General features: G+C 74.2%; 8 protein-coding genes. 4 read left to right on the top strand and 4 right to left on the bottom strand.

The genetic code is table 11. From position 1 onward, the window contains the following. On the bottom strand, positions 1 to 1,209 hold a 1,209-nt coding region (locus tag ABFY07_RS29035), incomplete at its 3' end, for a sensor histidine kinase (protein ID WP_346177337.1). Positions 1,210 to 1,489: 280 nt separating this feature from the next. Here ABFY07_RS29035 and ABFY07_RS29030 point away from each other — a divergent pair. Next, complete coding sequence (locus ABFY07_RS29030) at positions 1,490 to 2,074, top strand: TetR/AcrR family transcriptional regulator (protein ID WP_346177336.1); 585 nt, start codon at positions 1,490 to 1,492, stop codon at positions 2,072 to 2,074. 120 nt (positions 2,075 to 2,194) lie between these two features. Here ABFY07_RS29030 and ABFY07_RS29025 read toward each other — a convergent pair whose 3' ends face one another. Further along, a complete protein-coding gene (locus ABFY07_RS29025; protein ID WP_346177335.1) occupies positions 2,195 to 4,945 on the bottom strand; it encodes a SpoIIE family protein phosphatase in 2,751 nt (916 codons plus the stop codon). A gap of 162 nt (positions 4,946 to 5,107) precedes the next feature. Here ABFY07_RS29025 and ABFY07_RS29020 point away from each other — a divergent pair, with 162 nt between their 5' ends. Continuing rightward, positions 5,108 to 5,587, top strand: a complete 480-nt coding sequence (locus ABFY07_RS29020) for a DUF7144 family membrane protein (RefSeq protein WP_346177334.1) — start codon at positions 5,108 to 5,110, stop codon at positions 5,585 to 5,587. On the opposite strand, the gene ABFY07_RS29015 is transcribed toward ABFY07_RS29020, so the two are convergent. Continuing rightward, complete coding sequence (locus ABFY07_RS29015; protein WP_428837025.1) at positions 5,574 to 6,947, bottom strand: PP2C family protein-serine/threonine phosphatase; 1,374 nt, start codon at positions 6,945 to 6,947, stop codon at positions 5,574 to 5,576. The genes ABFY07_RS29020 and ABFY07_RS29015 overlap by 14 nt on opposite strands. Positions 6,948 to 7,088: 141 nt before the next feature. Here ABFY07_RS29015 and ABFY07_RS29010 point away from each other — a divergent pair, with 141 nt between their 5' ends. Further along, positions 7,089 to 8,627, top strand: coding sequence for an ATP-dependent DNA ligase (locus tag ABFY07_RS29010; protein ID WP_346177333.1), 1,539 nt, complete (start codon positions 7,089 to 7,091; stop codon positions 8,625 to 8,627). Positions 8,628 to 8,726: 99 nt separating this feature from the next. Here ABFY07_RS29010 and ABFY07_RS29005 read toward each other — a convergent pair whose 3' ends face one another. Further along, positions 8,727 to 9,386: a 3,4-dihydroxy-2-butanone-4-phosphate synthase gene (locus ABFY07_RS29005; RefSeq protein ID WP_346177332.1), complete on the bottom strand. Its 660-nt coding sequence runs from the start codon at positions 9,384 to 9,386 to the stop codon at positions 8,727 to 8,729. 188 nt (positions 9,387 to 9,574) lie between these two features. Here ABFY07_RS29005 and ABFY07_RS29000 point away from each other — a divergent pair, with 188 nt between their 5' ends. After that, on the top strand, positions 9,575 to 10,633 hold the full coding sequence (locus ABFY07_RS29000) for an endonuclease/exonuclease/phosphatase family protein (RefSeq protein ID WP_346177331.1): 1,059 nt from the start codon (positions 9,575 to 9,577) through the stop codon (positions 10,631 to 10,633). The last annotated feature ends 4 nt before the right edge of the window (positions 10,634 to 10,637 follow it).

Below are 10,637 nucleotides of genomic sequence, written 5' to 3'. Positions count from 1 at the left end.
GGGCGCGGTGGCGGCCGGGCGGGCGGACCGGGCGGAGGGGGTCATGGCGTCCTGGCCGGCGTGGACGATCAACTGCTGCGGGATCAGGACGACCACGCCGGTGCCGCCGCGGGAGGAGGGCCGGAAAGAGACCGTCAGGTTGTGCTTGCGGGCGAGCTGTCCGACGACGGGGAGGCCGAGCCGGGTGCCGGAGAGCTTCGTCAGGTCCAGGGCCTCGGCGGAGACGGCCTTCTCGGCGCGGGCCAGCGCGGCCGGGCTCATGACGAGGCCGCCGTCCTCGATCGTCACCACGACGCCGGTGTGCGTCTCCTGGACGTACACGTGCACCTCCTCGGTGGGAGGCGAGAAGCTGGCGGCGTTGTCCATGAGTTCGGCGAGCGCGTGCATGACGCCCTCGGCCGCGTAGCCGGCGACCGCGGCGGTGCTGGCCGAGTGGATCCGGACCCGCTGGTAGGCGCTGATCCGGCCGACCGCGCCGCGCAGCACGCTCTCCATGACGATCGGCTTGGTCCAGCGGCGCCCGGAGCGGGCGCCGGTGAGGACCGCGATGCTGTCCGCGATCCGGCCCGCCTGCGCGGTGGTGTGATCGAGCTTCAGCAGGTCGCCGAGGACCGACTCGTCGTGCCGGTTCTCCATCTCGCGCAGGTCGGCGAGCATGCTGGTGGCCAGCGCCTGCACGCGGCCCGCGGCGTTGGCGCAGGCGGCCATGGCGGAGGCGCGCATGCGCTCACCGGTGGCTATCTCCCGCACCAGGGTCTTGAGGACCCGCGCGTGCGCCCGGCCGGCGGGCGCGGGCACCGAGGCGAGCACGGTGTCCACCGAGCCGCCCTCGCGCAGCTGCTTCACCGCCTGAGGAATCGTTTCATCGGCGAGCTTCGCGGCCTCGGCCTCCAACGCGGCCACCCGCCGGGAGGCTTCGGCCTCCAGCATCGCCGCCCGCCGGGCGGCCTCGGCCTCCGCGGCCGCCACGCGCTGCTTGAGCCCGCGCACGGCCTGCCCGCGCGAGGCCGCGACGGCGGCGGTCACGCACAGCAGAACGGCGGCCAGGCCGCAGAACAGGCCGACGGACGCCTGGCTGCCGGCGGGCACTTCGGCCGTCACCCACGCCCCCGCGCCACCGACCACGAGGGCCGCCAGCAGCGGTACGGCCCAGGTCCGCCGCGTCGTTGAGAGCCCTTTGACGGGTTGGCTGGATATATGTGCTGACATCTCTCAGGTCCTCAGGGGCGCGATCGAGGGTTGAGGTTGTTTCTGGCCATGGGCGGCACATGGTAGTACCGCTCACAGGCTTTTGACCGGCCCAGCCCGCCAATCGGACCTTGACATCTCGTCAGCTGAGGGAAAACGAACCCCGGGCATCCCCCGCACGACGACCACCGGACCCCCGTCGTACGCCGGGCCCCAGAATGAGCCGCTCCGCTCCGCCCGTCCACCCGCATGGCGCGCTTCCTGTCGACGCTAGAGCGTCTAGCGCTGCTAGAATGAACTCATGTCTGCCACCGAACGTCGCGAACGCGAACGAGCACAACGCCACCAACTGATCATCACGGCCGCGCGCGAGCTGGCCGAGGCCGAGGGCTGGGACGCGGTCACCACCCGCCGGCTGGCCGAGCGCGTCGAGTACAGCCAGCCCGTCCTCTACAGCCACTTCAAGGGCAAGGACGCCATCATCCGCGCGGTGGCCCTCGAGGGGTTCGAGGACCTCGCCGCCGAGATGCGCAGGGCCCGGCTGGCCGAGATCTCCCGGAAGGAGGCCCTGCGCGCCCTGGGCCGGGCCTACCTCGACTTCGCCGCGAACCGCCCGGCGCTGTACGAGGCCATGTTCGTCATGCCGACCGTCCTGCCCTTCGCCAGCGACGACACCCCCTCCGCGCTGCGTGCCGCCTTCGCCGAGATCGTCGCGGTGGTCGGTCCGCACGACGACGAGGAGCTGTACGGGCTGTACGCGGAGGTGTTCTGGGGCGCGCTGCACGGCATCGCCGTCCTGGTGCACGGCTCGCGCATGCCGGCCCAGTACCAGGGAGATCGGCTGGACCTCCTCGTCGAGCGGTTCGCGCCCCCGGAAACGGGCTGACGGCGGCACAGGGCGCCGCCGGACGGAGTCCGGCGCAGCGTCCCGAAGCCCGCGAGGCCCCCCGGGGCCGAGCGGTGCGAGGGGCGCAGACGGAAAGGTCGGGTCCGGCGGACGGAAAGGTCACGGCAGGGCCAGCTCGGCCCAGATGACCTTGCCCTCGGCCGTGTAGCGCGTGCCCCAGCGCTCCGCGAACTGCGCCACGAGGAACAGCCCGCGGCCCCCCTCGTCCGTCGTCGCCGCGTACCGCAGGTGCGGCGAGGTGGAGCTGGTGTCGGACACCTCGCAGATGAGATTGCGATCGCGTAGGAGTTGCACCCGGATCGGCCCCGCCGCGTAGCGGATCGCGTTCGTGATCAGTTCGCTGAGCACCAGCTCCGCGGTGAACGCCGTCTCCTCCAGCTCCCACTCCGCCAGCTTCCGGATGACCATGGCCCGCACCTCGGCCACCGCCGCCGGGTCGCAGGGGACGTCCCAGCCGGCCACCCGGTCGGCGCCCAGCACCCGGGTGCGGGCCACGATCAGCGCGATGTCGTCGGCGGGGCGCGCGGGCAGCACCGCGTCCAGCACGTCCGCGCAGGTCTGGTCGGGCGTACGGCCGGGGTGGGCGAGGGCCTCGCGCAGCAGTTCCAGCCCGGCGTCGATCTCCCGGCTGCGGTCCTCGATGAGCCCGTCGGTGTACAGCGCCAGTTGGCTGCCCTCGGCCAGCTCCACCTCGGCCGTCTCGAACGGCAGCCCGCCCAGGCCCAGCGGGGGCCCGGCGGGCAGGTCGGGGAACTCCACCGTGCCGTCGGGGGCGACCACGGCGGGCGGCGGATGCCCGGCCCGGGCCATCGCGCAGCGCCGCGTGACCGGGTCGTAGATCGCGTACAGACAGGTGGCGCCGGTGATCCCCTCGCCGCCGCCCTCGACCCCCTCCAGGCCCGCCGCGTCCTCCTCCTGGTCGATCCGGGTGACCAGGTCGTCGAGGTGGGAGAGGATTTCGTCGGGCGGCAGGTCGAGGGTGGAGAAGTTGTGCACCGCCGTCCGCAGCCGCCCCATCGTGGCCGCGGCGTGCAGCCCGTGCCCGACCACGTCACCCACCACCAGCGCCACCCGCGCCCCCGGCAGCGGGATCACATCGAACCAGTCACCACCCACCCCCGACTCCGCCGGCAGATACCGGTACGCCACGTCCAGCGCGCTCTGCTCGGGGAGGGCGCGGGGCAGCAGGCTGTGCTGCAGGGTCACCGCCATCGTGTGCTCGCGCGTGTAGCGGCGGGCGTTGTCGATGCACACGGCGGCGTGGGAGGCCAGCTCCTCGGCGAGGGAGACCTCGTCGTCCTCGAAGGGGGCGCGCTTCTCCATGCGCCAGAAGCTGACCATCCCCAGCAGAACGCCCCGGGCCCGCAGCGGCACGGTCACCAGCGACCGGACGCCGTAGGCGACGACCAGGCCGGTCTGCCCGGGGTCCTGGGCCCGCCACCCGTCGGCCTCCCTCAGGTCCGGCTCCACCACCGCCTGTCCGCTGCCGAAACCCGAGGCCTGCGGAGTGGAGGAGACGAACGAGAAGCGGGTGCCCTCCGGATAGAACGGGTGCTCGTCGCTGATGCCGCGGACCGCCACGCGGCACATCTCGATGCCGCTCACCGCCAGCGGCTCCTCGCCGCGCAGCACGGGGCTCGCCAGATCGACGGTGACGAAGTCGGCGAATCGTTCCACCGCGACCTGGGCCAGCTCCTGGGCGGTCCGGGCGACGTCGAGCGTGGTGCCGATCTCCACGCTGGCGTCGTACAGCAGCTTGAGGTGCTTCTGGGCCACCTCCGCCCGCCCCGACAGGGCGCGCAGCTCGGTGGAGTCCCGCAGGGTCGCCACGCTGCCGGCCGGTCCGCCGTCCCGGTCCGTGGTGCGGATGTTGACCGCCAGCAGCCGGTCCCCGGCCACCAGCACCTCGTCGGTGACCACCTGCCCGGACTCCAGCAGCTCGGCCGTCTGCGGCTCCAGGCCCAGGTCGGTGACGGCCCGGCCCTCCGGGTATTCGGGCAGCTCGAGCAGGCGGCGCGCCTCGTCGTTGGCCAGCAGCAGCCGCCCGTCGCCGTCGAGGATGAGCACGCCCTCCCGTACGGAGTGCAGCACCGCGTCGTGGTGCTCGTACATCCGGGTCAGATCGGCCGGGTCCAGCCCGTGGGTCTGCCGCCGCAGCCGTCTGCTGACCAGCGCCGTGCCCCCCGTGGCCAGGGCGAGGGAGGCTCCGGCCGCGCCGAGGAGGAGCGGCACCTGGCGGTCGGCCAGGCCGCTCACCTTGCGGACCGTGAGCCCGGAGGACACCAGGCCGACGACATGGCCCCGGGAGTCGGTGACCGGAACCACCGCCTGCACCACCTCGCCGATGGTGCCCTGGACGGTCTCGGTGAGGGGCCGCCCGGCCAGCGGCCCCGAGATGTTGCCGACGAACCGCTTGCCGATCCGGTCGGGCAGGGGGTGGGTGTAGCGGATCCCGTTCCGGTCCATGACCACGATGAAGTCGACCCCGGACTCCCTGCGCGCCTCCTCGGCCCGCGGCTGGAGCACCGCCGTCGGGTTGGTGGAGCGCAGCGCGGGGGCGACGCCCGGCGAGTCGGCGAACGTCTCGGCGACGGCGAGCGACCGGCGGCGGGCCTCGTCGGTGGCGTCGTGGCGCACCTGGAGGACGAGCGCGATGGACGCGGCCGCGACCAGGAGCAGCACGATCACCAGCTGCAGCAGAAAGACCTGGCCGGCGACGCTGCGCGCGCTCAGCCAGGAACCAGGGCGCCGCACCGCTGCCTCTGAGCGCTCACGCCGCCGACTCCGTGGGCGCCGACCGGGGAACATACGGGCAGCCAGTGCCCACGATCGGCCCATAAACCGGGCCATACCCCTAGATGTACACCGCGCCTTCCTGAAAGGCGAGCCACCCCGCGTGGAGCGGGTGCCGACATCGGCGGCCTGTGCAAGCCTGAAATAGATGTACTCGCTACATTTGCCGAAATTCGTCGGCCATTCGGCCGTCGGTCGGCAGGGACGAAGGAGCCCGCCATGGCCAGTCATGTCGGTGGAGTTCAGGCGGAGGCCGCCCGGCATCCGCACCGGGCGGTGAGCGGATGGCTCGTCTTCGCGGCCGTCATGCTGCTGTTCGCGGGGCTGATGGGCCTCGGTCAGGGAATCTCGGCCATCCGCAACGACCAGGTCTTCCTGGTCACGAGGAACTACGTCTTCTCGTTCGACCTCACCGGATGGGGATGGGTCCACGCGATCCTCGGCGCCGTCGCCGTGATCGCCGGTCTGGCCCTGTTCACCGGGGCCATGTGGGCCCGGGTGACGGGGGTCGTGCTGGCGGGGCTGAGCCTGATCGCCAATTTCCTGTGGCTGCCGTACTACCCGGTGTGGGCCGTGGCGCTGCTCGTCGTCGACGCCCTCGTCATCTGGGCGCTGTGCGCCGGGCCGGGGATGAGCGAGCGGACAGCGGAACCGCCCCGCGGGGCGCAGACCACCGACCCGCACGTCACAGGCCGATGACCACCAGCGCGGTGTCGTCGGCGACGGTGCCGCCCGTGACGCCGAGGTCGACCAGCAGCGCGTCGGCCAGGGGCTCGGGGTCCAGCTCCCGGTGCCGGAACAGGCTCTCGGCGAGCCGCCCGAGCCCGACGTCGATGTCCTCGTCCCGGCGCTCGATGAGCCCGTCGGTGTACAGCACCAGGGTGCCGCCCGGGGTGTAGGGGCAGGTGGCCTGGGGCCGGCGCACATGGTCGGGGCGGGCGCCCAGCGGGGGGTCGGTGGCCTGGTCCAGCGGTACGACATCACCCTCGGCCCGCAGCAGCAGCGGCGGCGGATGGCCGGCGCAGCTGTAGACGATCGTCCGCTCCGACCGGTCGATGACGGCCTGCACGGCCGTCGCGGCCAGCGCCCCGTCGACGGAGCGCGCGTACAGGCCGAGCGCCTCCAGCGCCTCCGCCGGCCCGCCGACGGCCCGGATGGCCGCGCTCAGCGCGCTGCGCAGCTGCCCCATCACACAGGCGGCCGCCAGGCCCTGGCCGACCACATCGCCGACCGCCGCCGCGATCCGGCCGTCGGCCAGCTCGGCCACCTCGTACCAGTCGCCGCAGACGTTGAGCGAGCCGATGGCGGGCCGGTAGCGCACGGCCACCCGCAGGTGCAGCCCGGGGACCAGCGCGGGCAGCATCGCCTGCTGCAGCGCCAGCGCCGTCGCCCGCTCGCGGGCGTGCGCCTCCCGCAGCCGCTCGTTGAGTTCCTGCAGCTCCAGCGCGCGGGTGTAGAGGTCGGCGTCCATCGCGTCGGTGGGGGCGGACGGGGCCCGCGCGCGTCCCCGGACGAAGTCCGTCACGTCCTCCACCCGGTGGATGATCCACCGGACCGAGCCGTCCTGGCCGAGGACGGGGGTGTTGATCGGGCTCCAGTACCGCTCCTCGAACCGCCCGCCGTCCCGGCGCCCCCGGCCCCCTCCCCCGTCCCCGCCCGTGCCCGCGCCCGCGCCGTCGGCGCAGTCGTCCCCGTCGTCCCCGTCATCCCTGTCGTCCGCGTCCTCCGGAGCACCGGCGTACGGAGCACAGGGTTTCCCGGGTACGGGAATGTCGTACTTCTGCAGCGCCATGCTGTCCCGCTCGCCGGTCTCCAGGACCCGTTCCAGGGAGGCCCGCAGATTGCGGGTCCCGGTGGCGTTCGGATCCGCCGGGTTGTCGGGGAAGGCGTCGAAGATATGGCGGCCGAGCAGGTCCTCGCGCGTGCACTGGGTGGCGTTCAGATACGCCTGATTGACCGCGACGATCACCAGATCGGGACCCAGCACCAGATTCGGACTCGGCGTGGACTCGAAAAGTGCCTGGTAATCGATCTCCAGTCCCGTGGCCCGCTCCCTGATCGTGCCCCTGCCACGCGGCGCCCGCGGCGCGAACCGCGTGTTCAAGCCCACTGTAGACCGTCCGGCGGCGGGGAGCGCGGGGGCAGAGGCAGCGGGGGGACAGGGGTAGCGGGGGCGCGCGGGAAGAGCGAGGCTGAAGCCATGTTGCTGGCCGAAGTCGCCCGCACCTCGCGCGAGGTCGCGGCCACCCCCGCCCGCTCGGAGAAGATCGAGGCCCTGGCCCGGCTGCTCAGCCGCACCGAGCCCGCCGAGGCCCCGGTGGTGATCACCTATCTCGCGGGCAGACTGCCGCAGCGCCGCGTCGGAGTGGGCTGGGCCGGTCTGCGGGTACGCCCCGAGCCGGCCGACGGACCCCGGCTCGGGGTGCTCGACGTCCACCACGCCCTGGACCGGGTCGCGGCCGTCTCCGGCACCGGCGCCACCACCGAGCGCAAGCGGCTGGTGTCCCGGCTGATGTCCGCCGCCACCGAGGAGGAACAGCGCTTCCTGCTCGGGCTGATCGGCGGCGAGCTGCGCCAGGGCGCCCTGGACGCGCTCGCCGTGGAGGGGCTGTCCGCCGCGGTCGGCGCGCCCCCCGCCGAGGTGCGCCGCGCCGTGATGCTGGGCGGCTCACTGGGCGCGGTCGCCCAGGCCCTGCTGGAACACGGGCCGGCCGCGCTGGCCGGCTTCCGGCTGGAGGTCGGGCGGCCGGTGCTGCCGATGCTCGCCCACAGCGCGCGCGACCTGGACGAGGCCATGGACCGGCTCGGCCCCTGCGCGGTCGAGGAGAAGCTGGACGGCATCCGGGTGCAGGTGCACCGGGACGGCGAGACGGTACGCGTCTACACCCGCACCCTCGACGAGATCACCGACCGGGTGCCGGAGGTGGTCGCGGCCGCCCGCGAGCTGGCCGTCGAGCGGGCGGTCCTCGACGGCGAGGTGATCGCCTTCGGCGCCGACGGCCGGCCCCTGCCCTTCCAGGACTTCTCCGGCCGGGTCGGCACCCGCCCGGGCATGGCCGGGGCGAGCCCCGCGCTGCCGCTGTACCCCGTCTTCTTCGACCTGCTCGCCGTGGACGACCGGGACCTGCTCGACCTGCCCGCGCGGGACCGCCACGCCGAGCTGGCCCGGATCGCGCCCGGCCCCCGGCGGGTACGCCGGCTGGTGGCCGAGGAGCCGCGGGACGAGGCGACCCGGCGGGCGGCGCGCGAGTTCGCCGCCGACGTGCTGGCCCGCGGCCACGAGGGCGTCATGGCCAAGTCCCTCGACGCCCCGTACAGCGCGGGCCGGCGCGGCGCGTCCTGGCTGAAGGTCAAGCCGGTGCACACGCTCGACCTGGTCGTGCTGGCCGCCGAGTGGGGCCACGGCCGCCGCACCGGCAAGCTCTCCAACCTCCATCTGGGCGCCCGCCGGCCGGACGGCACCTTCGCCATGCTCGGCAAGACCTTCAAGGGCCTGACCGACGAGCTGCTCGCCTGGCAGACGGAGGCGCTGCTGCGGCTGGCCGTCAGCGACGACGGATGGGTGGTGCGGGTGCGGCCCGAGCTGGTCGTCGAGATCGCCTTCGACTCCCTCCAGCGGTCGTCCCGCTATCCGGCGGGGGTGACGCTGCGCTTCGCGCGGGTGCTGCGCTACCGCGAGGACAAGCCGGCGACGGAGGCCGACACGGTCGAGGCGGTGCTGGCGCTGCGCGCCGGGTGAGCCGCGGCCCCGTACCGGCCGCGCCCCTGGCGTTCGGGGAGGGCGCCCAGGCGTTCGGGGAGAGCGCCCAGGCGTTCCGGCAGAGTGCCCGGGCGGGGATCAGCGGCCCAGGGCCTTGCGCGCCAGCCGGTAGGCCGCCAGGTCGGCCACCGAGATCAGCGGCAGCAGCCGGCTGGCCGCGAGCCGGCTGAGGTCGTCGTGGCGCGCCAGCTCCCAGTCCGGCGTGACGACCGCGCCGAGCGTGGTCACCCCGGACAGCCCCGCCAGCCGCGACAGGTCCACGGCCGCCTCCGCGTGGCCCTCCCGCTCCAGCACCCCGCCCGGCACCGCGCACACCGGGAAGACATGCCCCGGGCGCCCCAGCTGGTCATGGGTGGTCTGCGGATCGGCCAGCGCCCGGACGGTGCGCGAGCGGTCCAGGGCCGACAGGCCCGTGGTGGTGGGCCCCAGCAGGTCGACGGGGACGGTGAAGGCGGTGTTGAGCAGCCCGGTGTGCTCCTCGTCCACCACCAGCCGCGGCAGCCGCAGCCGGTCCGCCCGGTCGTGCGGCAGCGCCACGCAGACCATGCCGGAGGTGTGGTCCAGCAGCTGCTTCAGCGCCCCCTCGTGGGCGAACTCCGCGGCGAGCAGCAGGGCGCCCCTGTGCTCCTTGGCCAAGGCGTCGTAGACGATGACGAAGCCGCCCTCGGCGAACGCGTCGATCGCCTGCTCGACCGCCAGCAGGCGCTCGGGGGCGACCGTCTGTCCAACCACTGCCATGGGGAGCAAGTTTGGCACATGCCAGTGGACCTGACGACGTGTCAATCCTCACACGTGGAGGAGACCGGCACACCGCCGGTGACCTGCGCTCCCCAGGGCGTCCGCGCCCGGGGAGGGCGCACGGGAGAATGAGGTCCCCGCCGCCCGGCGGCAGCAGGGCGGGAGCCGAGCCCCGACGAGGGAGAAGCGTGCGGACGACGACAGTCGCGGAGGACCGGGCCGCCGGGCCCGGGCACCCCGCGCACCGCCTGATACGGCTCGCGCGCCGCTTCGCCCGGCCCCCGCGCGGGCGGGCCCGGCGGCTGGCCGCGTGCTGCGCGGCGCTGCCGCTGGCCCAGGTGAGCGCGGTGCTGGGCTGCCGGGCGGCCGATACCGACGGGATCACGCCCGTCCCCCAACTGCTGGCCTTTCTGCCCTGGCTGCTGGTCCCCGCGCTGCTCGGACTGGTGCTCGCGGTGGCCGCGCGCTGGCCACTGGGGTGCGTATGGGCACTGGTCGCCGCCGCCGTGACCGGCTGGTTCAGCCAGCCGTACGACGCCGCCGGCGGCCCCCCGGGCGCGCCGAGCGGCCCGGTGGTGGCCCGGGTGCGGGTGCTGACCGCCAACCTGGAGTTCGGCGGGGCGACGAAGGGGCTGCTCGGCGCGTTGCGCCGGGAGGAGCCCGACCTGGTCGCGATCCAGGAGTGCGACACCCGCTGCGGTACGGCGCTGGACTCGGCCGCCGTACGCAAGAGCTACCCGTACCGGAAGGTGATCGCCGTCCCCGGGGACGCGGCCCACGGCTCGGCGATCCTCAGCAAGTACCCGCTGACCGCCGAGCCCGGGGTCCCCGGGAAGCTGGCCATGCCGCGGGCCGTCGTGCGGATCGCGGACCGGCGGGTCCACGTGCAGGTGGCCCATCCGATGCCGCCGCTGCCGGGGGAGCTGGACGTGTGGCGCGCCGAGCTGGGGCGGCTGCGCGCGTACGCCGCCGGGCGGGGCCCGGAGCCCACCCTCATCGCGGGGGACTTCAACGCCACCCAGGACCACGCCGCCTTCCGGTCCCTCCTCGACACCGGAATGCGGGACAGCGCGGCGGCGGTGGGCCGCTCGCGGACGCCGAGCTGGCCGAGCGCGACGACCCCGGCGCTGGGCGCCCAGATCGACCACGTGCTGGTCAGCGACGCGCTGCGGCCCCGCGCCGCCCGCTTCCTGGACCTGCCGGACACCGACCACCGGGCGCTGCTGGTCGACCTGGACCTGCACTGACCCA

This window comes from Streptomyces sparsogenes subsp. cuspidosporus (genome assembly GCF_039532705.1).
Classification (GTDB): Bacteria; Actinomycetota; Actinomycetes; order Streptomycetales; family Streptomycetaceae; genus Streptomyces; species Streptomyces sparsogenes.
Note: the sequence above shows the minus strand (reverse complement) of the source record. Positions and strands in the feature narration are given on the sequence as shown.